Below are 23,674 nucleotides of genomic sequence, written 5' to 3'. Positions count from 1 at the left end.
GTGACGACGGAAGCGATGATCGCTGAAAAGCCTAGGAAGGATACCGCTCCTGCTCTGCCGGCCGCCGCTGGCATGGATTTCTAGGCAACCAAGCAGGCCCGCCCCGCTCGGGGCGGGCTAGACCAAGGGGACAAGAATGATAGCGCCAGTTTCGAAGGAAGATTCACGTCTATGCGCCGGTGTGGTAAGGGAGGTCGCGCGTGCGAAAGGTGTCGACGCGGACCCGGCCGCGATCGGGGCCCTGATGGTGAAAGTCGCGAGGCTTTTCAATAAAGGACTACGCGAACGCGACAAGCTATTGTCAGCGGCCATGGACGAAGAAACAGCTGCCTGAATTGACTTTCGTGCTGGCGGTTTGTCTGCCAGCACGGATCCCGAACCCGCGAACCATATATTTGCGCACTCGTGGCCCGCTCAGGCGCTTGTGTCGCCGCCGACGGGATCGCGCGTGCGATAACGTCGCTAGCTTCCCACCTAGCGAGGTAATTAACTGCTTCCGCGACGGTCGCCCGCTGTGCGCGCCTAACAAGTTGACGGTCTCCGCCAGTTTTCCAATCGCCTCGGCAAGCCGTCGCGCCTGACGCGGATTGACCTTGGAAACGACGGGCCACCGGTGGCCATGAAGCGTTCGAATGCCCCGTGATTGGCACCGGCCGGCTCACAGACGACACGCGCTAGAGGACGTCGGTATCACTTGCCGTGTTGCCCGCGCCCGGCCTGTCGCCAAGCAGGAAGCGCACCCGCAATCGCGCCAAAACTCGCCCCACCACTGATCATCGCAAGGAACGGGACCAAGCTGCTAAGCAAAATTACACCGGGGATCGATCCATGTGCAGCCGTAAAGAGCGGATAGGCAACCAGGAGCAGCACGATGCGAGAGGAACAAATGACGCGACGGTAGCCGCGTCTTCATTATTCGGGCCTATCTCCTTCAGACGCATGAGATGCTGTTCGATGCCCACAATCATGCATTTCGCGTGTTTGACGACATTCCCGGCCGCGGTATCTACGACAACATGCGCACGGCGATCGACAAGGTCGGCCGCGGCAAGGAGCGAGACGTCAATGTGCGGTTCCCGCTACCTGGATGTCAGAAGGACAGCTGAACTTTCATCGACTTGTTTCGGTCGCCGGCGGTTTCGAATGCGGCAATTGCATCCTCCAGCGGGAAGGTTCCGGTCAGAAGCGGCCTCAGGTCGACACGGCGCTTGTTGATCAGCGCGACGGCCAGCCCGAATTCCTCATGAAAGCGGAACGTTCCCTTCATCTCTATTTCCTTTGAGACGACCATGTTCTGCGGAATGGAAACATCGCCGCCAAGGCCGAGTTGGACGAGAGTGGAACGCGGCCGAAGTGCTTCGAGGCCTGAGCGTACCGCGCGCTCATTACCCGACGCTTCGAACTGCACGTCGAAATAGCCCTTGTTGGCCGAATAGGCCGACAGTTCGTCCGGATTGTCAGCGACATTGATCACGCGGTCGGCACCGATCTCCAGCGCCTTGTTGAGAACCGTGTCCATCACGTCTGTGGCGACGATTTCGCGGGCGCCGTGGGCGCGCGCCGCGATGATCGCGAGCGCACCGATCGGCCCGCAGCCTGTCACCAGAACCCGCTTGTCGGTCAAGGGACCGGCACGGTTGACGCCATGCAGAGTGACCGCGAAGGGCTCGGCCATCGCCGCCTCGTTGATCGAGACGCCCTCGGCCACCTTGTGGCACTGATAGGCTTCGGCCACCAGACGTTGCCGGAACGCGCCCTGGATGTGCGGCATTGGCATGGCCGAGCCATAGAAACGCATGTTCAGGCAATGGTTCTGCTGGCCCTTGAGGCAATAGTCGCAGGCATTGCAGGGCCGAGATGGCGACACGGCGACACGGTCGCCGACAGCAAGACCGGAGACGCCTTCGCCCGACGCCTTGCCAAGAGAGACGATCGTCCCGGCCACTTCATGGCCAAGGATCATAGGCTCGCGTACGCGCACCGTGCCGAAGCCACCATGGTTGTAATAATGCAGGTCGGAACCGCAGATGCCGCCGGCCTCGATGGCGACCTCGACCTGTCCTGGCTGAAGCGCTTCGGCTTCGCGTTCCTCGATCCGAAGATCCTTGGCGGCGTGGATGACGACGGCTTTCATCGGGATCTCCTTACAACACCGGGGTCGGCAGGGTCTGGCCGGCAAAGTGGCAGGCGAGATTGTCGCGCACCAGCTTGCCCATTGCCCTGCGGGTTTCGATCGTGCCCGATGCATGATGCGGCTGCACCAGAACATTACCGAGCGTCAGAAAACGCGGGTTGAGCTTCGGCTCGCCTTCGAACACGTCGAGTGCGGCCGAGCCAAGCTTGCCGCTTTCGAGCGCGTCGAGAAGCGCATCCTCATCGATATTCGACGCCCTCGAGATATTGATCAACATGCCTTCCGGACCAAGTGCCTCGATCACCGGCTTCGACACGATATGGCGTGTCACGGCGGAGGCGGCGAGCGTTACGAACAGGAAGTCGGAGCGGTCTGCCAGTTCGACCGGATCAGCGATGAAGGTCATGTCCTTGGCGAAATCCTTGGCCGACACGTCGCTATAGGCGATGTCCATGTCGAAGCCCTTGAGACGCTTGGCGACTTCGCAGCCAATGCGGCCGAGGCCGAGAACACCGGCCTTGCGGCCCCAGACGCGACGCTTCAGCGGATAGAGTCCCTTGGCCGTCCAGCTGCCGTCCTTGACCCAGGTTTCCGCGCCGATCATGCCACGCGACTGCACCAGCATCATGCCAATGCCGAGATCGGCGACATCGTTCGTCAGGACATCTGGCGTGTTGGTGACGCGGATACCCCGGGCGCGAGCCGCATCCAGATTGACCGCATCGTAACCGACACCATAGACCGAGATTATTTCCAGCTTCGGCAACTGGCCGATGAGATCGGCCGAGGCGCCAAGCTCGCCGCGCGTGGCGATGCCGCGGATATCGGCGCCACGCTGCGCCAGAAACGCCTCGCGATCGGGGGCTTCATAAAGCTTGTGTACTTCAAACTGCGCTTCCAATTCGACCATATCCCATTCCGGATAGGGTCCGATCATCAGGATGTTCGGCTTGCTCATGGTTTCCTCCATTTGTTTTGTATCCGGTCTCAAGGACAGTTTGGCGACGCCAGATATTCGAGCGCCAAGCAGACGATCGCCTCCAGCGGTTGATTGATCTCGATCGCAACGACCCGGTCCTCTGCGCGAGGAGGCTCAAGCGTCGCGAGCTGGCTGTCGAGCAGCGATAGCGGCATGTAATCGTGACTGCGGGCCGCCATTCGCGCGGCCAGGACGTCGCGGTCGCCATGCAGATAGATGAAGACCACAGGCCTGCCGGCCAGCGCCCGAAGCCGATCGCGATATGACCGCTTCAGCGCCGAACAGGAGACGACGACATTGCCGTCGGCACCCAGCGCCCGACCGAGCGCATCGAGCCAGGGCCAGCGATCGGCATCATGCAGTGGTGAGCCTGTCCGCATCTTTTCGACATTCGCCGCGGGATGAAGACTGTCACCTTCGATGAAATCGGCGCCGATGCGGCGGGCAAGGCCGTCCCCCACCGAGGTTTTACCGCAGCCCGAGACGCCCATGACCACAACAGGCCCGACCAATGCCACCGGATCAAAGGCTGATTGTGATACCGCCGTCGACATAAAGCGTGTGTCCATTCACAAAAGATGATGCTCGGGACGACAGGAAAACGGCTGCGCCGACCAGTTCCTCGACATTGCCCCAGCGACCGGCTGGCGTGCGTTTCTCCAACCACGCCGTGAACTCGGGATTGTCGACCAGCGCCTGATTAAGCGGCGTGCTGAAATAGCCGGGCGCCAATGCGTTGATTTGCAGACCGTATTTTGCCCAATCCGTCGCCATGCCACGGGTCAGATTTTTCACAGCGCCCTTGGTTGCCGTATAGGGCGCGATCCCGGGGCGAGCGAGTTCGCTCTGTACCGAGGCGATGTTGACGATTTTGCCGCGGCCGCGGCCAATCATGTGCCGGGCAACCGCCTGCCCGACGTAGAAGGCACTGGAGATATTGGTCTTCAACAACCCCTCCCAGCGATCCACCGGGAACTCCTCCAATGGACCGCGAAACTGCATGCCGGCATTGTTGATCAAAATATCGATCGGGCCGGTGCTGCCTTCGATCGCGTCGACGCCGCGCTTGACCGCGTCGGCATCCGTCACATCGAAATCGCTGGCCGAAACCCGGACGCCGATGTCTGCCAGTTCGCGGACTGCGACATCAAGCTTGCGCTGATTCCGACCGTTGAGCACGACCTCGGCGCCGTGCTCGGCAAGCCCGCGCGCAAGCGCGAACCCGATCCCCTGCGACGAGCCCGTGACGAGCGCTCGCAGACCGGCAAGGTCGAAAAGCGGGAACGTCATTGCGCTTACCCCTGTGCCGAGAGATCGTGGATCGCGGCACTCGTAACGCGGTGATAGACCTTGCCGTCGAACATGGTCAGCAGGTGCCGTGTCTGTTCGCGCGACTGGAAGCGTGCGTCGCAGGCCATGGCGCGCTCAAGCGCTGCGTGGTCCGGATAGGTGATGGCAAGAATGAGAGGCGTGGAGGGCGCACCCTCGTCGCGTTCGAGCTCGCGGCAGACGGAAACGCTCACCGCACCGTCAAATTTTGTCCATAGTGGCGTCAGCGTTTTCTCCACGAAACTGTGGAATTCGTCCTCCTTGCCAGCCTTGATCGTTCCAACGAATTCTGCGTAGCGGATCAGCATGTCATTCCTCCTCGTCAGGCCTTCGGGCCATCGTAAAACTTCATCAGGGCGGCATTGTCCGCCGCACCGAGGCCCGCTGAGACCATCAGCCGATGGATCTCCATGCAGAGCGATGTCATGGGCATTGCCGTGCCGGTGTGGATGGCTAGTGACTGCGCGGCGGAGAGATCCTTGACCATGTTGTCGATGCGGCCGGTCGGCGAGTAGTCGTTGCGCGCCATCTTGCCCATGAACTCCCGCAGGATCGCGCTGTCGGCGCGGCCACCACTCAGCGCCGCGGGGATCCGCTGCGCATCGACACCGGAATCGATTGCCAGCTTGGTCGCTTCCGCCACGGCGACGAAATTGAGCGCGCACAGGACCTGATTGATAAGCTTGGTCGTCTGCCCAGCCCCGCTCGGGCCCATCAGGGTCAGGTTCTGGCACAGGTCATCAAGGATCAGCTTCGCCTCGGTAAAGTCGGTGGGGCTACCACCGGCCATCACCGTGAGCTTGCCTTCGTAAGCTTTTGGCGCCCCGCCGGAGAGCGGGCAATCAAGCCACCTTAGGCCGAGCACCGCGGCGTCTGCATTGAATTGCCTGGTCAGGATCGGGTCGATCGATGACATGTCGATTACCACGGTCCCGGCCGCGGCACCTTTGACGACGCCGGTGGAACCGAACACCGCTTCGCGGACGATCGTTGCGGAGTTGAGGCTGAGAACGACGGCGTCGGACCGCGACGCGGCGTCGGATGCGGTAGATGCTGCCTCCGCGCCCTGGGCGGTCATCTGCTCCACCTTGACCGAATCCACGTCAAAGGCAACGACGGTATGGCCGGTTTTCAGGAGACGTGAGCCGATTGCGTGACCCATGACGCCGCAACCGATCAGTGCGATTTTTCGTTTTTTCGACAAAGCTTTTCCTCTCCTCCCGACCGGGGGCTCAATGTGATAGCCAAAACGAGTTACGTGGCGGTCAGCCGATCTCTGATCTGAGAAAGGCTTGCAGCTCGGGCGTTCTGGGACTTGTGAAAAATTCGGCGGACGGCCCCTCTTCGTGGATGATGCCGTCCTTCATGAAAATTGTCCGGTTTGCGACCCGGCGCGCGAAACCCATTTCGTGGGTCACGAGCAGCATGGTCATGCCCTGGCGAGCGAGATCCTCGATGACGGCAAGCACCTCACCGGTCAGCTCCGGATCGAGAGCCGAAGTCACCTCGTCGAACAGCAGGACCTTGGGGCGCATGGCAAGAGAGCGGGCAATTGCAACGCGCTGCTGCTGGCCGCCCGAAAGCATGTCCGGATAGGCATCGAAGCGATCGCCTAGCCCGACCATGGACAGGCAACGCTGCGCTTCGTCCCGCGCGGCGGCCTTGGCCTCGCCTTTCACCTGCACGGGGGCGAGCATGATGTTTTCGCCTGCTGTCAGATGCGGGAAGAGATTATAGCTCTGGAAAACGATGCCGACGTCGCGCCGGAGCTCCCGCAAGGCCGCTGGCTTGCGCGACATGGCGTGACCAGCGATCTGGATATGGCCGCTATCGACCGTTTCCAATCCGTTGAGACAACGCAGGAACGTGCTCTTCCCCGAGCCGCTCCGCCCGATCAGTGCAATAACCTCACCTGCCTCGACTTTCAAGGACACGCCCTTGAGCACTTCGAGCGGGCCAAAGCTCTTGCGGATATCATTTGCGATTACGACAGACATGTTCACCTCACGATGGGAATGCCGGGGCAGCGACCTATGCTGCCCCCTGCGACCATTAGGCTTAGAAGGATGGCAGTTCGGGCATCGGCGTCTTCATCCACTTTTCGTAGATTTGGCCGAGCTCGCCGCTCTGCTTGTGGACGAAGAGAACCGTGTTCAGCCAGTGGAGGAGATCCGGATCGCCACGGCGCAGACCCACACCATAGAAGCTCTGCAGATAGGTCGTCTTTTCCTCGAACTTGTCGGGATAGCGCTGCTGAAGCTGCGCGCCGATATAGTTCACGGTCCCGATGGCATCCACCTGACCGGCGACCAGCGCGTTCAGCGTCGTGCTGTCATCGTCAAAGCGGACCAGCTCCATTCCGGGAATGTTCGCCGCCGATAGCACCTTCTCATGCGCGGTTCCGCGCGGCACGCCAACTTTCTTGCCTTTCAGGTCCTCCAGGCTTTTGATCTCGGTGCCCTTCGGCGCGATGATGACCGACTTGTGGCCGCCATAGGGGTTCGAGAAAGCGACCGACAGCGCGCGCTCGGTATAGATGCCGAAGCTCGCGACGACAAAGTCGACCTTGCCTGTCTGGAGCGACGGGATGCGGCTCTGGCCGGTGACCGGCACGAGTTCCAGCTGGACGCCGAGATCCTTGGCGAGCAGCTTGGCGACATCGACGTCGAGACCATCAGGCTGCATTTCGGCGTTCGTGATGCCGAAGGGCGGGACCGAGAGATCAACGCCGATCAGGACTTTCTTGCGGGCGATGATTTCGTCAAGAGAGGCGGCGGAGGCCGCAGTGGCGCCCAGAGCGATGGCGAGACCGATCAGGGGCATGAATAGGGATTTCAGGCGCATGTTGTATCCTCTCAGTTTTGGGTTCCGGCTATGATCAGCGACCTTCTTCGTGTCGTTGATGATGATATTGCCTAGGCACGAGCTCCACGCTTTGCGGCGCGGCTCTCGAGCCAGAGGCTGAGCTGGGTGAGCGGGAAACACACAGCAAAATAAAAGGCGGCTACGGCCAGGAAGGACTTCAGTGGCTCGAATGTCGCATTGCTGACGAGCTGGCCGGCACGGGTAATCTCGACGAAGCCGATGATGGAGGCGATCGAGGTTTGTTTGATAATCTGCACCAGAAAGCCGACGGTCGAGGGCATTGCCAGCCGGATGGCCTGCGGTGCAATCACGTAGCGAAGGACCTTGTAGGGGTGCAGTGCCAAGGCATCCGCACTTTCCCACTGCGCCTTCGGAATGGCCCGAAGCGCGCTTTCCCATATGGCGCCGAGAAACGCGCTGGAATTGATGGTCAGTGCCACGGCGGCAGCTGCAATCGCGCTGACTTCGAGGCCGAACAGCGATGGGGCATAGTAGCAGATGAACATCAGGATCAGCAGCGGCAGCCCCTGGATGAACTGCATATAGGCGGAGGTCGCCACGCGCAGCGCTCTCGAAGACGAGATGCGCATCACGGCGAGCGCGATGCCGACCAGACCCCCGCCCACGAAAGCGATGACAGTCAGCGTCAACGTCCAGCGCAGCGCGTGAAATATGAAGAAGAATTCCGGCGAGCCAAAGGTACGCATGTCAGTTCCCCCGGAAAAGATTGCGGCGCGAGCGGCGGAAGATCAGCAACCCGGCAAGGTTCAAGATGGCGCGGAAGACGAAATTCATCATGACGTAGACAGCGGCGATAACGAGATAGACTTCCATCGTCCGGAAGGTCTCCGAACTGGCGATCATCGCAGCTCCGGTCAGGTCCTCGACGCCGATAGCCGACACGAGACTGGTAGACAGCATGAGCAGCACGCATTGCGACACGACGGGCGTGAACACCTTCTCGAGCGCCGGCGGCAGGATGACGAAGCGAAGCGTCTGGAAATAGGTCATCCCGAGGCTCTCGGCCGCCTCGACCTGGCTGCGATGCGTCGACTGGATGCCGCCGCGGACGATCTCCGCGATATAGCCGCCATTGTTGAGAACCAGCGCGATGAAGACCGACGTCAATGGTGACATCCGCACGCCGAGATTCGGAAGTCCGAAGAAGATCACGAAGATCTGCACCAGAAGCGGCGTGTTGCGCATCGCCTCCACGTAGCAACGGACGAGAAAACGCGGCAACCAGCCCGGTAAGGTGGAGGCGACGGCACAGCCGACGCCGAGCGCAATGCCCCCGAAAATTCCCACGAACGCCAGCAGCATCGTTAGCCAGAAGCCGCTGATGAACTGCGGTAGGTAGTTTGCTAGTGGGCCGAATTGGAAGGTGTAATCCATGCTAACCTCGGCTTTCGCGCCTTACAGTTACAGTCGTCATTCAGTCCCGAGCGGTCGCACGCGGATATTCTTGCCCGCTTGCGCGATCGTATCGGGATGGCAAAGATCGAGCGCTGCCGCGACCAGCCACCAGGTGTGGTCGGCCTGGCGGATGATGAAGCATTCGGTACTATGGCCGATCTGACCGAATTCCATTGCGTGGCCCATGCAGATATGGCCGATTTCGTCGGGAAGGCCGACGGACAAGCAGACATGTGCGCCATAGGCGGAATGACGGTAGGTCGGGTCGCCGTAGCGATCGCCGCGCTCGGCCGAGCGCTTCAGCTTGACCGGATCGAATTCCCAGGTCTTGCCGATGTCGTGGCAAAGGCCGCCGGCCAGAATGATGTCGCGATCGACCTTGGCCTCGGGATAGGTCGCCTTGAATTCTTCATAGATCGACAGAGCCAGACGGGTGACGCCGCGCAGATGTGCATCCTGCGTGCCGCGCTTCAGGGAGAAAATGTTAGGGCTGCCCTCACCTTGAATGTCGGTGACGCGATCGAAGGACGAGCGCTCGAGAGCGAACACCCAGGCGTCGATAACCTTCTCACGCAACTCGGCCGACTCGATATCCGCTATCTCTGGCAGATCTTCGAGGATATGCGCGCGGGAAATGGTTTTGTACATTTTTTGACCACCTAGCTGAGCTGCTTACTGAGTGAGCTTAGGAGTGATTGAATTCAAAATCCAATTAGGATATTGCCAGGTATCGATCGAATTTTTCTATAGGTTGACATGGCTCTCAGCTTTTCGGCGGTCGAGGCATTTTATTGGGCCTCGCAATTGCGCAGCTTCAATGCCGCGGCGGAGAAGCTGAGCATCACCCAGCCGACTGTGTCCTATCGTATCAAGGAGTTGGAGGAGCAACTCGGTGTGGCGCTGTTCATCCGGCAAAAGCGCCAGCTGCAATTGACCAGCGAGGGCGAGGCTCTCAAGCACTATGCCGAGGCGATGATCGGCATTGCCAGGGACATCGAATCCAATATCAAGACGCGCAACACCCGGCTGCCGACACTCAGAGTGGGCGTGATGGACAGTTTCGCGGTCGTGTGCCTTCCCGCATTGCTGGACGAACTCGACGGTCGCTTTGCCGAGACCCGCGTTGCAGCCACCGTCGACACCAGCCACAACCTCGCCCGACAGCTTTCCGAAGGGCTGCTCGATATCGCAGTCCTGTCGACACCACCCGAACACGACAACGTCGCGCTGGAATTGCTCGGCCGTCAAACGGTCGAATGGTTCGCCAGCCCCAAACTCGAGATGCCGCGCGAATTCGTCTCGGAAGCGATGCTTCTCCGACAGAGAATATTCTCAACCCCCGCGCCGTCCAATCTCCATACTTTGACGACCAATGCCCTGAGCGGCAACCGCGAGCTTGGCCTTCGCCTCAACGTCTGCAACAACCTTGGCGCCATCCTCAACTTGGTTGAGGCAGGCACGGGCATCAGCATCCTGCCAGGCAGATTGCTTCATACCCAACTGAAAGCGGGAACGGTACATTTGCTGAGGACCCACTCCCGCCTCCCCATGCAGGACGTGTTCATCGGGACCAACAAGGGCGCCGTCGTGCGGGCCTTACCGCAAGTGGCGCAGATGATCCGCAAGGTGAGTGTGGACGTCGCCTTCTGCGGCTGATCACCTGCGCGGTGGCCTCACGCAGCCTCAAACCCTTCCAACCCGGCCGCAACCTCCCTTGCCAGGGCAAGGAAGATCTTGGCCGCGGCGCTTCGGTAGGCGTCCCGGCGCTGCATCAACACGGCGGTGCGCTGCAGGCGCACCGGATCGAGGGCAATTGCCTTCAGGTCCTGATGGGCGAAGGCGATCGTTGCGGGTAGGAGTGTCGAGAGAGACGTCCTGCGAACAATTTCGATCACCGCGCTGATGGAGTTGGCCTCTATCCGGACCTGCGGTTGAATGCCGTGCTGACGGCAGAAACGATCGATCTGCTCGCGCGTGGCGAACTCCGCGCTGAGCAGCACCAAGGACGCCGCACTCAGGGCCTCAAGTCCCACTGATGCTTCACCCGCCAGAGGATGTCCGGTTCTGACGACCAGGGCCAGGGTTTCCACCAGCAGGGGCTCAAGATCGAGGTCGGCTGTCGGCGTTCCGGAAAACGCGATCCCCAGATCGATCTCGTCAGACAGAAGCAGATCCTCCATGTGCTCTTGCGAAATTTCCCGCAGGTTGAGGGAGATATTCGGGTACCGACTGTGGAACGCCTCGACGAGGGGGCCGACCAGATAGGTCGTGAACGTTGGCGTCACTGCCACCCGCAGCCCTCCACGGCTGAGGTCGTTCACATCGTGGAGCGCGCGCTTGGCTTCCCGGAACTCCTGCGAAGCACGACGCACGTATTGGAGATAAACCTCTCCGGAATCCGTCAATCGTGTCATGCGCCCTGATCTGTCGAACAACTGCACGCCAAGGCTTTCCTCCATCAGCCTGACCTGCTGCGAAAGCGCCGGCTGCGAGACATGCATGGCCTCCGCGGCCCGCGTGAAGCTCTGGTGCTCCGCCACTGCAAGGAAATAGCGAACCTGTCGAGAAAGCATCATCAAACCTATAAGATTATCTAATCCATCGCATAATAAACGAGACTTTTACATTATGCCATGCGGCCCTTAGCTTTCATCTCAACAGATCGCGAAACGGAGATCGCAGCGATGAAAGACATTATTGACGGCTTTCTGAAGTTCCAGAAGGAGGCCTTTCCTGAGCGGGTTAAGCTCTTCAAGGATTTGGCAAATCAGCAGAACCCCCGGGCTCTGTTCATTTCCTGCTCGGACAGCCGCCTGGTGCCTGAACTGGTTACCCAACGCGAACCGGGCGACCTCTTCGTTATCCGCAACGCCGGCAACATCGTCCCGTCCTACGGCCCCGAGCCGGGCGGCGTTTCCGCCTCGGTCGAATACGCGGTCGCGGCTCTGCAGGTCTCTGACATTGTGATCTGCGGCCACTCTGATTGCGGCGCGATGACCGCCATCGCCTCCTGTAAGTGCCTGGACCACATGCCTGCCGTGGGCAGCTGGCTGCGTTACGCCGACTCCGCCCGTGTGGTGAACGAGGCCCGCGAGCACAAGGACGAGCCCGCCAAGGTCGCATCCATGGTGCGTGAAAATGTCATCGCACAGCTCGCCAATATCCAGACCCACCCATCGGTACGCCTGGCTCTCGAGGAGGGCCGCGTCGCCCTGCATGGCTGGATCTACGACATCGCGAGCGGAAACATCGAAGCTTTCGATGGCAGCAGGGGCGCCTTCGTTTCGCTTGCCGACAATCCCGAGGTCCAGGCCATCAGATATCAAGCAAGACGCGTTGCCTGACCCCTCAAGACCAACATCCCAATCCCAACAAGAGAAAGCACCCAAATGTTACAGTCTCAAGCCACACAGAACAGCCGTCAGGACCTGACCGATATCATTCTGGCATCGAAGCTCAAGAAGGACCTGAGCTATGCCCAGATCACCCAAGGCACCGGCCTGTCCGAGGCCTTCGTCACCGCCGCCTTGCTCGGCCAGCATCCGCTTCCGGCTGACGCCGCCAAGACCGTGGGCAAGGCGCTTGACCTCGATGACGACGCCGTTGCACTTCTGCAGACCGTTCCGGTCCGCGGCAGCCTCGGAAATGGTGTACCGACCGATCCGACTATCTATCGCTTCTACGAAATCGTGCAGGTCTACGGTACCACGCTGAAGGCTCTGGTCCACGAGAAGTTCGGCGACGGCATTATCAGCGCGATCAACTTCACGTTGAAAGTCGAAAAGGTTGAAGATCCGGAAGGCGGCTCCCGTGCCGTTATCACGCTCGACGGCAAATACCTTCCGACCAAGCCGTTTTGACGGCGCCGATGGGCAGCGCGGCGCTTTGGGCGCTCGGGCTGCCTCTTCTAGGCCGCGACGCGACGCATTGCGGGTTGTCTGGCCTTCAGCACGCGCCCCACCGCGCTTGACCCCGCCCGATTCGAGTTGATGTGCAGAACTCGGATCCCCGGGTGGCTTGCGGCGATAGCGCGGTCGATCGTCCAGGCGAGGCTTTCATCGCCTCCCCTCCCCGCGAAACGTTACAGCCCCCATTTCTTGACAGGTGAATCTTATGAACCGCCGCCCTTTTATTGCTGCACCGCCCGCTGCGGCCCTCGCTGGGTCGGCGCTTGCCGAAACCGCTCAGATCACGAAGGCAACGCCAGTGACGCGCCCCCCTTTCCCCTCCTTAACGCGGGAAACCGCCATCGAAAAGGTTCGACTGCCGAAGACGGCTGGAACTCGCGTGATGCAGCCAAGGTTACACTGGCCTACACCCTCGACACCCGCTGGCGCAACCGCGTGGAACTCGCCACCAATCGGCAGGAGGCTCAGGCCTTTCTGGCGCGCAAGTGGAAGAAGGAATGCGAGTATAGGCTCATCAAGGAGCTATGGGCATTTAAGGACAACCGGATAGCCGCGCGCCATGCTTACGAATATTGCGACGACAGCGGACAGTGGTTTCGCGCCTATGGCAACGAAAACTGGCTCTTTGCAGCAGACGGCTTGATGTCGCATCGCCACTCCAGCATCAACGAGATGCCGATCGCCGAAGCGGATCGCAAGTTCCTTTGGCCGCTCGGCCGGCGCCCGGACGACTACCCGTCCTTGAGCGATTTTGGCTTCTGACCAACACGCCCGTTCTGATCGACCGCGCCAGTGCCCGCCCGCACTGGCGCGGTTTGTTGTCGGGAGAGCCGGGCACCCGGCGAGGCTTTCCAGGTGCGGGTTCACAATCGGCTATGCTGGTGAGCCGCGGCAGACCGAAACGTCGGTAACTTCCGATAACCGGGTGGGTGCGCTTATAGAGTTTGATATCGAACCGACATCACCGCTCACCTCGCGGACGCAAGCGGCAATTTCCGGCGGGCCGACGATCAGCGGTCGGCTACATCTTTGACACGATCAAAGCCGCGCGTCGCCGCGATAGACGTTTGGCTTCGCGCCCGTCAACCTGCCGAAGATTTTTCGAAATGCCGCCGGATCGGTATAGCCAACCGCCCAGGCAATGCTCTCGACGGAGCCGTTCGTTGTTTCCAGCAACTGCCGCGCCTTCATGATGCGGACGTTCTGCAGATATTCGGTCAGCTTCAGCCGTGTCGCGCGGTGAAAGCGGCGCTGTAAGGTTCGCTCCGAAAGACGCACACTATCGGCAAGCTCGCCAATCGACTTTTGCAGCTCTGGTGTCGCATGAAACTGGTGCTGGACCTGCAGAACCTCCTTGTCGCCATGGTCGAACCGCGGGAGAAAAGCCTTGTACTGGCTCTGACTGCGACGCGGCGGATCGACGACGAGAAAGCGAGCTGTCTCCAGCATCACCGCCTGCCCCAACAGCTTCTCGACAAGCAGCAGTCCAAGATCCGCCCAGGCGAGAATACCGCCCGCGGTGATGACGTCACCGTCGTCAATGATCATATTGTCCGGCGAGACGTCGATATTGGGAAACTGTTCGGCAAGCCTTTCGGCAAAAGCCCAGTGAGTCGTGGCGCGCCGGCCGTCGATGAGCCCGGTCTCGGCAAGGACAAACGCTCCGGCACAGATTGAGCAGACGGTTACACCACGCGCATGTTGGGACGCGAGCCATTGCGATGCGGGGCTCATGCTTTGCATCTTCTCCGGCATGATGATGCTCGGTGGCGCGATAACGTAGCTCAGCAAATGCGGAGCTCCGGGTCGTGAATCCCATGTGCAGGACACATCTCCTCCCTCCATCTTCCAGTAGCTGACGCGGATTTTCCGAAGGCTGGTCGGCACTTGCAGATCCGTCGACCAGTCGCTGGCGACGCGAAACAGATCGGTCAGTCCGTAGACAGCGGCCAACTGACAATCCGGGTAGATCAGCAACCCCACCTCTATGAAATCAGGTTCCTTGCGTTTTGCCACTTTTGCCTCGGATAAAGTCATTTCCGCCACGTGTTTCCGCCAGAAGATGGCGATACCTTCTATTTGTCAAATACGGAATTCGCAAACACGGCGCGACAGGAGAAATACAATGGCATCCGATGCAGATCGGTTTTTCGTGTCGAGACGCAGCGTACTGATCGGAAGCATCGCACTTGCCAGCGTGAGCATTCCGGCGCTCGCCTTCTCACACAACTCTTCCACAAACAATTCAGTACAAGGAGATATCGACATGGGCCTCGTAACAACCAAGGACGGCACTGAAATCTTTTACAAGGACTGGGGTCCGAAGGACGCACAGCCAATCGTCTTCCACCACGGCTGGCCGCTGTCGTCGGATGACTGGGATGCGCAGATGCTGTTCTTCCTGTCGAAGGGTTACCGCGTCGTTGCCCATGATCGCCGCGGTCACGGCCGCTCCGCCCAGGTCGCCGACGGTCATGACATGGACCATTATGCCGCTGACGCTTTTGCCGTCGTCGAAGCGCTGGATTTGAAGAACGCCGTGCACATCGGCCATTCCACGGGTGGTGGTGAAGTTGCCCGCTACGTTGCAAAGTTCGGCCAGCCGGCCGGCCGCGTGGCCAAGGCCGTTCTGGTATCGGCCGTTCCGCCGCTGATGGTCAAGACCGCCGCCAACCCCGAGGGCCTGCCGATCGAAGTGTTCGATGGCTTCCGTGCCGCGCTTGCCGCGAACCGCGCGCAGTTCTTCCGTGACGTTCCGGCGGGCCCGTTCTACGGTTTCAACCGTGACGGCGCCAAGGTTCAGGAAGGCGTGATCCAGAATTGGTGGCGCCAGGGCATGATGGGCGGCGCCAAGGCGCACTATGACGGCATCAAGGCCTTCTCCGAAACGGACCAGACGGAAGACCTGAAGGCGATCACCGTTCCGACGCTCGTCCTGCATGGCGAAGACGACCAGATCGTACCGATCGCCGATGCTGCAAGGAAGTCGATCAAGCTTCTGAAGAACGGCCAGATCAAGACCTATCCCGGCTTCTCGCACGGCATGCTCACCGTCAATGCCGACGTGCTGAACAAGGACCTGCTGGCCTTTATCAAGGGCTGACCCCGGTCCGGTGTGGATGACCCGCGCCGTGGCCGTCTCGGCCGATAAAAACGAAGAGGGGCTTTTGTCCCTCTTCGAAAGCCGCGAGCCACCGGATTACGCCGCACCGCCCGCTCAGGCGATGCCCGGCGCCTCAGGGGCGGCATAATCAATTCGTTTCCAAGAACGGAATAGGGTCATGGACCAACAGATTAGGTCGCGTGGCGCCGCCACGCTGAAAACTCCGGCAGGATTGGGCAGCGACGCGGTCAGGGATATCTCCGCTGGCGCGACGGCCTTGCTGGCGGATGTGTTCGCGCTCTATCTCAAGACCAAGAATTTCCATTGGCACATGTCGGGATCGCACTTCCGTGACTACCATCTCCTGCTCGACGAGCACGGCGACGAGTTGTTCGCGATGACCGATCCGTTGGCTGAACGGGTACGGAAGGTCGGCGGCAGCACCCTGCGGTCGATTGGAGATATCTCGCGCAGGCAGCGCATCGCCGACAATGACGCGGAGTTCGTTCATCCGCATGAGATGCTTGCGGAATTGCGCGACGACAACGGTTCGCTCGTGGCCAGCATGCGCTCGCTACATGACCTCTGCGTTGAGTATGGCGACGTCGCGACCGCCAGTCTGCTGGAAAACTGGATCGACGAGACCGAGAAGCGTGTCTGGTTCCTGTTCGAGATCCTCCGCGACACCAACAACTGATCGCCGGACGGGCGGCCTCCAGATTGGGCGCCGCCTCTTTTTCCATAATGGCTCGGACGCCCCGCCCATAGGCCGACAAGGCGCGCTTTCCGCCATTTCTTACCTTCGCCCGTCAACCCCGTCGGCCATTGTTCCATGGGGTTTCCCATCGTTCAGCAACGCGATGGGCGTCCGGGCTAGAGCGCCCAACGCCGATTTGCCGCTCGCCTCGCAACGAGGCGTGACATCCCTTTTTGATTGCGACGCCATTCCAGCCCGCGCGCGGCACCAAAGTCCGCCAAAACGCATGTCTCTCATTGCCAGGTCGCCAACATGGCGGGGCAGTCTTGCAGCGTCGCTGCGCTGATCCATCCGTTCGCCGCCTCAGGCCGTCGGTTTGCTACCCGAAAGATCGATGCGGAAGTACCGCTTGATTTGCCGTCGGCGCGCCCGGGTCCATGGTCGCGCGGTTGATCAGCCTTCGCGTGGCGTTCTGACCGCCAGGCCTCTCGGTTCGCGATCGGAAAATTCCGTCGGAAGAAACGTCACGACGCCTCAAAAAATCGTTGACACCAAAAATCACCATGACTACTGTACCAATCAGTCAAGCGTTGACCAATCAGTACACGAAAAGCGATTTACAAAGGAAAATCAACATGTCACGTCCTCCTCTCCCCCCGTTCGATCACGAAACCGCGGTCGAAAAAGTTCGTCTGGCCGAAGATGGCTGGAACAGCCGCGACGCCGCCAAGGTCGCCCTCGCTTACACCGTCGATACCCGCTGGCGGAACCGCGTTGAATTCGCCACCAACCGCGAAGAAGCCCAGGCATTTCTGGAGCGTAAGTGGAACAAGGAGCATGAATACCGCCTCATCAAGGAACTATGGGCGTTCACCGGCAACCGCATCGCTGTGCGTTACGCCTACGAATATCGCGATGACAGTGGCCATTGGTTCCGTGCCTATGGTAACGAGAACTGGGAATTCGCAGAGGACGGCCTGATGGCGCACCGCCACGCATGCATTAACGAAATGCCGATTGCTGAAGGCGATCGCCTGTTCCATTGGCCGCTCGGCCGTCGTCCGGACGACCATCCCAGCCTCAGCGATCTGGGCCTCTAATCATGGCCCGCATGGTCGCTGAAAGATCTGATGCCATCGCCTCCCTGGCCGAAGTTTTTCGCGAGCATGGATACGAAGGTGCGAGCCTTGCCTTGATCGGCAAGGCCACCGGCCTGGGCAAGGGCAGCCTGTACCACTTCTTCCCGAATGGGAAGGAGGAGATGGTCCGGGCCGTGCTCGCCGAGATAGAGCAATGGTTTGAAGCGTCCGTCTATTCTCCCCTGCGAGACGGGGACGATGCCAATGCCGCGATAGCGACAATGCTCAATGAAACCGCGACATACTTCAGGTCGGGCAGGCGCGTCTGTCTCGTCGGTGCCCTGGCTGTTGCCAACACCCGGGACCTCTTCGCGCAGGCCATCCGGCGTTACTTCGTCGCTTGGGTGGACGCTTTGCAAGCAGCGCTCGTCCGGCAAGGCCGTGACGCTGAGCAGGCACGCCTCCTCTCGGAAGATGCCGTTCTCGCCATCCAGGGCGCGATCGTCCTCTCCCGGGCACTCGATGATCCCGCCGTCTTCCAACGCGCGATCGATCAACTCCATGCTCGATTGGCGTTCAATGAAGGCCACGGCGGCGGTGCCAGCGGCAGCACGCTCTGACGGCTTAGCAAAGCCCAAACGAATGCGACGACGGGCCTTTCACCTCGCCACCCCCTCGGGCGAGGCAGGCGCCCGGTGGCGCGTGATCGGAGCCGCGGTCCCAAAGTGCATCCCCGCTTTCCTCTCGGGCCACCATGGGCCGTGGTCGAGATCGCCAATGTCTCGCGGCGCTAATGACCGGGATAATCGTGCTATCGATTTCGCCTTGCTAGCTGCAAACGACATGACAGTTCGTCGGGTGTCGGTTTCACTATTTCGCTAAGGATCGAAGATGCAATCACTCTGCTTATGCTTGGCGGTAGGCTTCAGCTGGATCGGCTTCATGTCGACCTTTTCCGCCGACGCGAGCACATCACGGGGCAGTTGGCAATGACGTGCCTGGCGACGACCATCTGCCTCTGTGCGATCGGGCTGGCAGTCTCAGCCGGTGTCGCTCACGGCGGCGCGATTGTAATGGTCGGGATGTTGGTCGCTTACAAATTCGGTGACATCCTGGGACCGCTTCCGTCTCGCGGCGTGTCCGCTGCGGGATTTGCCGCTTATCTCAACGCATCCATCCTTTAGGGATATCGCGAAAGATGCGGATCTCAGCGGCCCGCGGTGGCAACCCTATCCCTTTGTGGTCCCGCCTCCTCCGATTTGGCACCGTTATCGCGCCGTCTATCTGGCCCGTCCCTGTGGATCCGGCAGTTCTGTTCCAGTAGGATTACCGATTGCCGCGTCCCCCCGATAAGTGTTGATTTGACCATAAACCACCCAACGACGGAGCGGATGCCCTGCGGCGTCATATGTCATGCATAGCTTTCTAAACCAGCGCACTCATCTTGCTAAGGCCGTCCTCGCATGGGTCACGGCCAGCTCGCTGTCGATTCTTGCCCTCACGGCGGTCGAATATCGGTCGGGTCGGCAGGAGTTGTTGGACAGGGCTGGTGCCACAGAAACGCTTCTCGCCGAGAAGCTGGCGCAGCACGATGCACACCTTAGCGCGCTGGGCGCGATCGTACGAATGTCGCCGGAGGAGCCGTCGCCGAGTATTCAGGGCCTCTCGCAAAACATTCTGGTCCGCTACCCTCGCATCGTCGAAATTGCCACGTTCCGTCTCGATGAGGGTGCGGCGCGAATTTTCCGCTACGGCCATGCCGGCGGGGCTCGGGAGGAAGGCGGGCGCACCCTCGACGATCTGCCAAAGCTCTCCAATGTCGGCGAAATCACAACGCGCGCCCTGCCCGGCATCCACGCCTACGATCTTTTCAAGCTTGTCGAGCCCGGTCGGATCTTGCGTCTGCGCATCGACGCGAATGCCTTGCTGGCTGGTGAGGAGCCGCCCCAGAACTATTCCACAAGGCTGACGTTGAACGATGAGACCTTGGCATTACATGGTGCCATCGATGCAGGGCTCCTTTCCACGACGACCGGGATCGTGATGACGAGCCATACCCAGCCACTCCAGCTGGAGATCGGCCGGAATTTTGGCATCATTGAACTGGTCCCGCTCCGGTTGGCCATTCCGCTTATCGTCGGCTGGGCGGCGGTCATCTGGTTGTCCGTGTCGTACCTGCAAACCCAAGCTGAACGCCGTGGTCACGAGACACGAGCAGCACTTCTAAAACAGGAAGCGACACTTGCCCATGCCGGGCGCGTGAATGCCCTAGGCGAAATGGCCTCCGGCATTGCCCATGAACTGGCCCAGCCGGTAGCGGCAATGCTCAGCCAGAGCCAGGCCGCAAGACGAGCATTGGCCATGGGCCGTCAGGATATCCTCGAAAAGGCACTCGAGGCGAATATTCGCGAGGCCAAGCGTGCGGGAGATATCCTTGGGCGCATGCGGGCATATATTTCAGGTGCGCCGGCCTATATCAAAATGGTCCCTCTCCATGAGGCGATCATTGAAGCCATGCGACTCGTTGAAGCGGACATCGACGCGCGGGCAATCACCCTCAACATGAACGTTCCCTCGGACCTACCCGCCGTCCCGATCGATGTGGTTTCGTTTCAGCAGGTTATTCACAACCTCGTTCGGAACGCCGCCGATGCGCTCGGTGGGCGCCCCTCTCCGCGCATTACATTGGAGGCTCGATGGGAGGGCGACGGCGTCGCGATCATTGTCGCGGACAATGGGCCAGGCGTCGAGACGGGTTCGCTCCACAGGATCTTTGACCCGTTCTTCACCACCAAGGCTGACGGATTGGGTCTTGGCCTGCCTTTGTCCTCACGGCTGATCGAACGGATGGATGGCAGTCTGGAAGCACGCAATGACGGCGGCGCCAGTTTCATCATCCGCCTGCCACTGGGAGAGCCCACGTGATCTACCTCGTCGACGACGACCTTGCGGTGCGGGAGGCGATGACGCTTCTGCTCGCGACCTATGGAAAAGAAGTTGCGGCCTTCCCTGACGCGGCCCACCTCCTCGCTCATGTGGAGAAGGCAAAGCCCGGAATCATGCTGCTTGATCTCAGAATGCCCGCGATCAGCGGCCTGCAGCTTCTGAAGAGGCTCGAGGATCTCGGGATCCGCTGGCCTGCCATCATGATTACAGGACACGGCGACGTCGAGGCATGTCGCCGTGCGTTCAAGGCCGGCGTCCTCGATTTCCTCGCAAAGCCAGTCGATGAGCACGTGCTGATGGAAACAATCGCAACCTGCGAGGCCGCGCTCGACGATCTACTCGTCCGCGACGAGAACAGTCGGTTGCTCGACCATCTTACATCCCGAGAACTGGAGGTGATCGAGCTGGTGTCAAAGGGTTTTGGAAGCAAGGACATCGCGGTCGCGCTCGATGTGTCGGTCCGAACCGTCGACAGTCATCGGGCTAGCATTGCAACTAAACTCGGAACGCCGGCAGTCGCCGAGCAAACCCGCATCTGGCTCATGGGACATCGGTAATCGTACCGATCCCACTCGGTGACACAGCGAATATACTCCAAGCTAGCTCCCTTTAAGCTGGAAGCCATCAACAATGGAAAGAAAGCGGACAAAATGAAAACCCTTATGCTCGCCCTTACTGCCAGCGCGCTTGTAGCCGCCCCGGCTTTTGCGCAGGATACCGTGAAGCAGACCAGTATTGCGACCACGCTCGCGGTTGATATCGCCCAGGCGGCCGTTTCGGCATGCACGGCCGACGGATATAACGTGTCAGCAGCCGTGACCGACCGGTCTGGGGTCCTTCTTGCGCTGGTTCGCTCCGAGAACGCGGGCGCCCACACCGCCGATGCGTCCACGCAGAAGGCTTTCACTTCGGCCTCGTCGCGCAACCCCACCAGCGCCATCGCCGAAAATGTGTCCAAGAACCCGGTCGCGGCCGGTATGTCGGATATTCCAGGCTTCCTCGTTCTAGCCGGCGGCGTCCCGATCAAGGTCGGCAAGGATACGATCGGCGCGATTGGCGTTGCAGGCGCACCGGGCGGCAACCTGGACGAAGCGTGCGCGAACAAAGCAATCGAAAAGGTCAGCGCCCGCATCAAGTGAAGCGAATACCGCCAACGGCTCCCGATCATACGGTTGGGAGCCGTTCAGCAGCTCTATCGTGGCTGCAGTAGTCATCCCGGGCGGAGTGCCGCGCTCTATTCACAGGGCGAGGTCGCCATACTGGTGAAACGGCTCCGGCGTCACTCGTCGCCGCGGGGAACCCAACGTCAAAGGTGATCCTGCGCGGTGGTCTGCTGCTTGATTTCCAATTAGGCTCGTGGCTATTTGCACCCATCTTCATGAAAACACGAGGCGCATGAGCCGTGGCAAAGCAGTTCGAGAGTATCGACGCTCGTCTTAAAGACTTCATTGATCGGCAGCACATTTTCTTCACGGCCTCGGCCACCGGCGATTCCCGGGTGAATATTTCGCCTCGGGAGACGGGCTCACTGCGTGTGATCGACGCGAACAAGATTGTATACCTGGACAGGACCGGCAGTGGAAACGAGACTTCCGCGCATTTGCGCGCGGATGGTCGCCTGACGATCATGTTTTGCGCCGTCCAAGGGCCGCCGATGATCTTGCGTCTTTACGGCCGCGGGCGAACCATACGCCGTGACAGTTCCGAATACGGCAACATCCTGCTCACTCATTTTGGAGGCTCGGAACCTTCCGGAGCCCGTCAATTCATCTTGCTGGAAATCGATCTGGTACAAACGTCCTGCGGCTTCGGCGTTCCGCTGTTCGACTACAAGGCCGAGCGGTCGAGCCTGGACCAATGGACGGACGCAAAGGGCCCGGACGGTATCGAGATCTATCGCCGCGAGAAGAACAGCTACAGCATTGACGGGCTTCCGACTGGGATGTTCGACGACGCTTAGTCGGATTGAAAAATGGCCGATTCTCGTCGTAGCGCCGTGACACCTTGCCTTTGAAACAGTCCCTTGCCGCGCGCGGGTGGTTGTCGACCGTTGAAGTTCAGGAACTTCCCCCAGGGAGAGCCGGTTGGATCACCCGCCGGTGACGCTCATGTGGCGGCTGACGGCGGGGCGGTTGTGGGTGCGGTCGATGATGAAGTCGTGACCCTTGGGCTTGCGGGAGATCGCCTCGTCGATCGCGGCGTAGAGCAAGCCGTCGTCTTCGGTGGCGCGCACGGCCGAGCGCAGATCGGCGGCGTCGTTCTGGCCGAGACACATGTAGAGCGTGCCGGTGCAGGTGAGGCGCACGCGGTTGCAGCTCTCGCGGAAATTATGGGTCATCGGGGTGATGAAGCCCATGCGGCCGCCGGTTTCCTCGACGGTGACGTAGCGGGCAGGGCCACCCGTGCGGTAGCCGATTTCGCTCATCGTGAACTGCTTTTCGAGATCGGCGCGCAACTTGGAGAGCGGCAGATAGCGATCGGTGCGGTCTTCCTCGATCTCGCCCATCGGCATGGTTTCGATGACGGTCAGATCCATGCCGCGACCATGGGCGAAGCGGATCATCTCGGGCATCTCGACGTCGTTGAAATCCTTCAAGGCGACGGCGTTGAGCTTGATGTGCAGGCCCGCTTTCTGGGCGGCATCAATCCCTTCCATGACCTTGTGGAAGTCGCCCCAGCGGGTAATCTCGCGAAACTTGTCGGGATTGAGCGTATCCAGCGACACGTTGATGCGGCGAACACCGCAATCATAGAGCTCGTCGGCATAACGCGCGAGTTGCGAGCCGTTGGTGGTCAGCGTCAGCTCGTCGAGACCGGAGCCGATCTGCTGGCCGAGTTGGCGCACGAGATGCATGATGTTCTTGCGCACCAGCGGCTCGCCGCCGGTCAGTCTCAGCTTGCGAACGCCCTTGGCGATAAAGGCGGAACAGAGCCTGTTCAGCTCCTCCAGCGTCAGAAGATCCTTCCTCGGCAGGAAGTTCATGTTCTCGGCCATGCAATAGGTGCGGCGGAAATCGCAGCGATCGGTCGCCGAGACACGCAGATAGGTGACGGCCCGCTGAAACGGGTCGATCATCGGGTCTTCTCCGACTACCGACCGTGGCGTGGAACTGCTTAAAGCTAAGGGTTGATCCGCATATGCCAAAGTTATCGCATTGCGTGCCACCTTCAAAAGACCCTTCAGCATAGATCAGGAGCGGGAAAGTCGCTCCTGAGCC

The 23,674-nt window shown here is 60.4% G+C and carries 25 protein-coding genes and 2 pseudogenes; 13 read left to right on the top strand and 14 right to left on the bottom strand.

The genetic code is table 11. The features are described 5' to 3' along the window. Window positions 1-899: 899 nt before the first annotated feature. Window positions 900-1,076: pseudogene (locus tag ACCD05_RS27575) on the top strand (IS21 family transposase); the annotation flags it as partial. Window positions 1,077-1,090: 14 nt separating this feature from the next. Here ACCD05_RS27575 and ACCD05_RS27570 read toward each other — a convergent pair. The 11 genes from ACCD05_RS27570 to ACCD05_RS27520 form a co-directional block, all read right to left on the bottom strand. Beyond that, on the bottom strand, window positions 1,091-2,134 hold the full coding sequence (locus ACCD05_RS27570) for an L-idonate 5-dehydrogenase (RefSeq protein WP_112437290.1): 1,044 nt from the start codon (window positions 2,132-2,134) through the stop codon (window positions 1,091-1,093). A 10-nt stretch (window positions 2,135-2,144) separates the two neighbouring features. Beyond that, window positions 2,145-3,092 (bottom strand): 2-hydroxyacid dehydrogenase, encoded by a 948-nt coding sequence (locus ACCD05_RS27565; RefSeq protein WP_111565255.1) that lies wholly within the window; start codon window positions 3,090-3,092, stop codon window positions 2,145-2,147. 29 nt (window positions 3,093-3,121) lie between these two features. Further along, entirely contained in the window at window positions 3,122-3,667 is a 546-nt protein-coding gene (locus tag ACCD05_RS27560) for a gluconokinase (RefSeq protein ID WP_413396746.1), read from the bottom strand. Beyond that, window positions 3,636-4,403: an SDR family oxidoreductase gene (locus ACCD05_RS27555; protein ID WP_111565228.1), complete on the bottom strand. Its 768-nt coding sequence runs from the start codon at window positions 4,401-4,403 to the stop codon at window positions 3,636-3,638. The genes ACCD05_RS27560 and ACCD05_RS27555 overlap by 32 nt, the downstream gene beginning before the upstream one ends. A 5-nt stretch (window positions 4,404-4,408) precedes the next feature. Further along, window positions 4,409-4,750, bottom strand: coding sequence for a hypothetical protein (locus ACCD05_RS27550; RefSeq protein WP_112949879.1), 342 nt, complete (start codon window positions 4,748-4,750; stop codon window positions 4,409-4,411). A gap of 14 nt (window positions 4,751-4,764) precedes the next feature. Next, window positions 4,765-5,646 (bottom strand): NAD(P)-dependent oxidoreductase, encoded by an 882-nt coding sequence (locus ACCD05_RS27545; RefSeq protein ID WP_112949878.1) that lies wholly within the window; start codon window positions 5,644-5,646, stop codon window positions 4,765-4,767. A gap of 61 nt (window positions 5,647-5,707) precedes the next feature. Beyond that, a complete protein-coding gene (locus ACCD05_RS27540; protein ID WP_112437288.1) occupies window positions 5,708-6,439 on the bottom strand; it encodes an amino acid ABC transporter ATP-binding protein in 732 nt (243 codons plus the stop codon). 61 nt (window positions 6,440-6,500) lie between these two features. After that, on the bottom strand, window positions 6,501-7,286 hold the full coding sequence (locus ACCD05_RS27535) for a transporter substrate-binding domain-containing protein (RefSeq protein ID WP_111565232.1): 786 nt from the start codon (window positions 7,284-7,286) through the stop codon (window positions 6,501-6,503). Between the two features lie 71 nt (window positions 7,287-7,357). Then, entirely contained in the window at window positions 7,358-8,014 is a 657-nt protein-coding gene (locus ACCD05_RS27530; RefSeq protein ID WP_111565233.1) for an amino acid ABC transporter permease, read from the bottom strand. Window position 8,015: 1 nt separating this feature from the next. Beyond that, the gene (locus ACCD05_RS27525; RefSeq protein ID WP_111565234.1) at window positions 8,016-8,702 is read right to left on the bottom strand and encodes an amino acid ABC transporter permease; all 687 of its coding nucleotides are present in this window, start codon (window positions 8,700-8,702) and stop codon (window positions 8,016-8,018) included. A gap of 36 nt (window positions 8,703-8,738) precedes the next feature. Continuing rightward, window positions 8,739-9,371, bottom strand: a complete 633-nt coding sequence (locus tag ACCD05_RS27520; RefSeq protein WP_052821381.1) for an HD domain-containing protein — start codon at window positions 9,369-9,371, stop codon at window positions 8,739-8,741. A 108-nt stretch (window positions 9,372-9,479) separates the two neighbouring features. Between ACCD05_RS27520 and ACCD05_RS27515 the strand changes: the two genes are divergently transcribed. After that, window positions 9,480-10,379, top strand: a complete 900-nt coding sequence (locus tag ACCD05_RS27515; RefSeq protein WP_111565235.1) for a LysR family transcriptional regulator — start codon at window positions 9,480-9,482, stop codon at window positions 10,377-10,379. Window positions 10,380-10,396: 17 nt separating this feature from the next. On the opposite strand, the gene cynR is transcribed toward ACCD05_RS27515, so the two are convergent. Then, entirely contained in the window at window positions 10,397-11,296 is a 900-nt protein-coding gene (gene cynR, locus ACCD05_RS27510) for a transcriptional regulator CynR (RefSeq protein ID WP_112437291.1), read from the bottom strand. A 111-nt stretch (window positions 11,297-11,407) separates the two neighbouring features. On the opposite strand from cynR, the gene ACCD05_RS27505 reads away from it, so the two are divergent. From ACCD05_RS27505 to ACCD05_RS27495, 3 genes and pseudogenes are all read left to right on the top strand, one after another. After that, window positions 11,408-12,067 (top strand): carbonic anhydrase, encoded by a 660-nt coding sequence (locus tag ACCD05_RS27505; protein ID WP_111565236.1) that lies wholly within the window; start codon window positions 11,408-11,410, stop codon window positions 12,065-12,067. Between the two features lie 45 nt (window positions 12,068-12,112). Further along, window positions 12,113-12,583 (top strand): cyanase, encoded by a 471-nt coding sequence (cynS, locus tag ACCD05_RS27500; RefSeq protein ID WP_111565237.1) that lies wholly within the window; start codon window positions 12,113-12,115, stop codon window positions 12,581-12,583. 346 nt (window positions 12,584-12,929) lie between these two features. Next, a pseudogene (locus ACCD05_RS27495) lies at window positions 12,930-13,393 on the top strand (DUF1348 family protein). A gap of 276 nt (window positions 13,394-13,669) precedes the next feature. Here ACCD05_RS27495 and ACCD05_RS27490 read toward each other — a convergent pair. Beyond that, window positions 13,670-14,668, bottom strand: a complete 999-nt coding sequence (locus ACCD05_RS27490; RefSeq protein WP_111565238.1) for a GlxA family transcriptional regulator — start codon at window positions 14,666-14,668, stop codon at window positions 13,670-13,672. Between the two features lie 229 nt (window positions 14,669-14,897). Between ACCD05_RS27490 and ACCD05_RS27485 the strand changes: the two genes are divergently transcribed. The 8 genes from ACCD05_RS27485 to ACCD05_RS27450 all read left to right on the top strand — a co-directional run bounded on the left by ACCD05_RS27485 (window position 14,898) and on the right by ACCD05_RS27450 (window position 22,416). Then, window positions 14,898-15,734 carry an alpha/beta fold hydrolase gene (locus ACCD05_RS27485; protein ID WP_111565257.1) on the top strand — a complete coding sequence of 279 codons (837 nt, stop codon included), beginning with the start codon at window positions 14,898-14,900 and terminating at the stop codon, window positions 15,732-15,734. 178 nt (window positions 15,735-15,912) lie between these two features. After that, window positions 15,913-16,431, top strand: coding sequence for a Dps family protein (locus tag ACCD05_RS27480; protein ID WP_111565239.1), 519 nt, complete (start codon window positions 15,913-15,915; stop codon window positions 16,429-16,431). Window positions 16,432-17,066: 635 nt separating this feature from the next. Next, window positions 17,067-17,531: a DUF1348 family protein gene (locus ACCD05_RS27475; RefSeq protein WP_112437041.1), complete on the top strand. Its 465-nt coding sequence runs from the start codon at window positions 17,067-17,069 to the stop codon at window positions 17,529-17,531. Window positions 17,532-17,533: 2 nt separating this feature from the next. Next, a complete protein-coding gene (locus ACCD05_RS27470) occupies window positions 17,534-18,130 on the top strand; it encodes a TetR/AcrR family transcriptional regulator (protein ID WP_112949877.1) in 597 nt (198 codons plus the stop codon). A gap of 793 nt (window positions 18,131-18,923) precedes the next feature. Further along, the gene (locus ACCD05_RS27465; RefSeq protein ID WP_112949875.1) at window positions 18,924-20,435 is read left to right on the top strand and encodes an ATP-binding protein; all 1,512 of its coding nucleotides are present in this window, start codon (window positions 18,924-18,926) and stop codon (window positions 20,433-20,435) included. Next, on the top strand, window positions 20,432-21,013 hold the full coding sequence (locus tag ACCD05_RS27460) for a response regulator transcription factor (protein ID WP_111565242.1): 582 nt from the start codon (window positions 20,432-20,434) through the stop codon (window positions 21,011-21,013). Before ACCD05_RS27465 ends, ACCD05_RS27460 begins: the two co-directional genes overlap by 4 nt. 93 nt (window positions 21,014-21,106) lie before the next feature. Further along, complete coding sequence (locus tag ACCD05_RS27455) at window positions 21,107-21,595, top strand: heme-binding protein (protein WP_111565243.1); 489 nt, start codon at window positions 21,107-21,109, stop codon at window positions 21,593-21,595. Window positions 21,596-21,858: 263 nt separating this feature from the next. Next, window positions 21,859-22,416: a pyridoxamine 5'-phosphate oxidase family protein gene (locus ACCD05_RS27450; RefSeq protein ID WP_111565244.1), complete on the top strand. Its 558-nt coding sequence runs from the start codon at window positions 21,859-21,861 to the stop codon at window positions 22,414-22,416. A gap of 129 nt (window positions 22,417-22,545) precedes the next feature. Here ACCD05_RS27450 and moaA read toward each other — a convergent pair whose 3' ends face one another. Then, a complete protein-coding gene (moaA, locus tag ACCD05_RS27445) occupies window positions 22,546-23,532 on the bottom strand; it encodes a GTP 3',8-cyclase MoaA (RefSeq protein ID WP_413396738.1) in 987 nt (328 codons plus the stop codon). Between the last annotated feature and the right edge of the window lie 142 nt (window positions 23,533-23,674).

Origin of the sequence: Rhizobium sp. Rhizsp42, from assembly GCF_047304155.1 — a bacterium.
Classification (GTDB): domain Bacteria; phylum Pseudomonadota; class Alphaproteobacteria; order Rhizobiales; family Rhizobiaceae; genus Rhizobium.
This window is presented reverse-complemented; position numbering and strand designations above follow the sequence as displayed.

What these genes read in the sequence shown, in the direction of transcription:
- ACCD05_RS27475 (WP_112437041.1), top strand. Translation starts at nt 17,067, where the DNA reads ATGTCACGTCCTCCTCTCCCCCCGTTCGATCACGAAACCGCGGTCGAA.
- ACCD05_RS27530 (WP_111565233.1), bottom strand. Translation starts at nt 8,014, where the DNA reads ATGCGTACCTTTGGCTCGCCGGAATTCTTCTTCATATTTCACGCGCTG.
- ACCD05_RS27555 (WP_111565228.1), bottom strand. Translation starts at nt 4,403, where the DNA reads ATGACGTTCCCGCTTTTCGACCTTGCCGGTCTGCGAGCGCTCGTCACG.
- ACCD05_RS27565 (WP_111565255.1), bottom strand. Translation starts at nt 3,092, where the DNA reads ATGAGCAAGCCGAACATCCTGATGATCGGACCCTATCCGGAATGGGAT.
- cynS (WP_111565237.1), top strand. Translation starts at nt 12,113, where the DNA reads ATGTTACAGTCTCAAGCCACACAGAACAGCCGTCAGGACCTGACCGAT.
- ACCD05_RS27490 (WP_111565238.1), bottom strand. Translation starts at nt 14,668, where the DNA reads ATGACTTTATCCGAGGCAAAAGTGGCAAAACGCAAGGAACCTGATTTC.
- ACCD05_RS27525 (WP_111565234.1), bottom strand. Translation starts at nt 8,702, where the DNA reads ATGGATTACACCTTCCAATTCGGCCCACTAGCAAACTACCTACCGCAG.
- cynR (WP_112437291.1), bottom strand. Translation starts at nt 11,296, where the DNA reads ATGCTTTCTCGACAGGTTCGCTATTTCCTTGCAGTGGCGGAGCACCAG.
- moaA (WP_413396738.1), bottom strand. Translation starts at nt 23,532, where the DNA reads ATGATCGACCCGTTTCAGCGGGCCGTCACCTATCTGCGTGTCTCGGCG.
- ACCD05_RS27550 (WP_112949879.1), bottom strand. Translation starts at nt 4,750, where the DNA reads ATGCTGATCCGCTACGCAGAATTCGTTGGAACGATCAAGGCTGGCAAG.
- ACCD05_RS27540 (WP_112437288.1), bottom strand. Translation starts at nt 6,439, where the DNA reads ATGTCTGTCGTAATCGCAAATGATATCCGCAAGAGCTTTGGCCCGCTC.
- ACCD05_RS27520 (WP_052821381.1), bottom strand. Translation starts at nt 9,371, where the DNA reads ATGTACAAAACCATTTCCCGCGCGCATATCCTCGAAGATCTGCCAGAG.
- ACCD05_RS27505 (WP_111565236.1), top strand. Translation starts at nt 11,408, where the DNA reads ATGAAAGACATTATTGACGGCTTTCTGAAGTTCCAGAAGGAGGCCTTT.
- ACCD05_RS27480 (WP_111565239.1), top strand. Translation starts at nt 15,913, where the DNA reads ATGGACCAACAGATTAGGTCGCGTGGCGCCGCCACGCTGAAAACTCCG.
- ACCD05_RS27455 (WP_111565243.1), top strand. Translation starts at nt 21,107, where the DNA reads ATGAAAACCCTTATGCTCGCCCTTACTGCCAGCGCGCTTGTAGCCGCC.
- ACCD05_RS27515 (WP_111565235.1), top strand. Translation starts at nt 9,480, where the DNA reads ATGGCTCTCAGCTTTTCGGCGGTCGAGGCATTTTATTGGGCCTCGCAA.
- ACCD05_RS27485 (WP_111565257.1), top strand. Translation starts at nt 14,898, where the DNA reads ATGGGCCTCGTAACAACCAAGGACGGCACTGAAATCTTTTACAAGGAC.
- ACCD05_RS27470 (WP_112949877.1), top strand. Translation starts at nt 17,534, where the DNA reads ATGGCCCGCATGGTCGCTGAAAGATCTGATGCCATCGCCTCCCTGGCC.
- ACCD05_RS27535 (WP_111565232.1), bottom strand. Translation starts at nt 7,286, where the DNA reads ATGCGCCTGAAATCCCTATTCATGCCCCTGATCGGTCTCGCCATCGCT.
- ACCD05_RS27570 (WP_112437290.1), bottom strand. Translation starts at nt 2,134, where the DNA reads ATGAAAGCCGTCGTCATCCACGCCGCCAAGGATCTTCGGATCGAGGAA.
- ACCD05_RS27465 (WP_112949875.1), top strand. Translation starts at nt 18,924, where the DNA reads ATGCATAGCTTTCTAAACCAGCGCACTCATCTTGCTAAGGCCGTCCTC.
- ACCD05_RS27560 (WP_413396746.1), bottom strand. Translation starts at nt 3,667, where the DNA reads ATGTCGACGGCGGTATCACAATCAGCCTTTGATCCGGTGGCATTGGTC.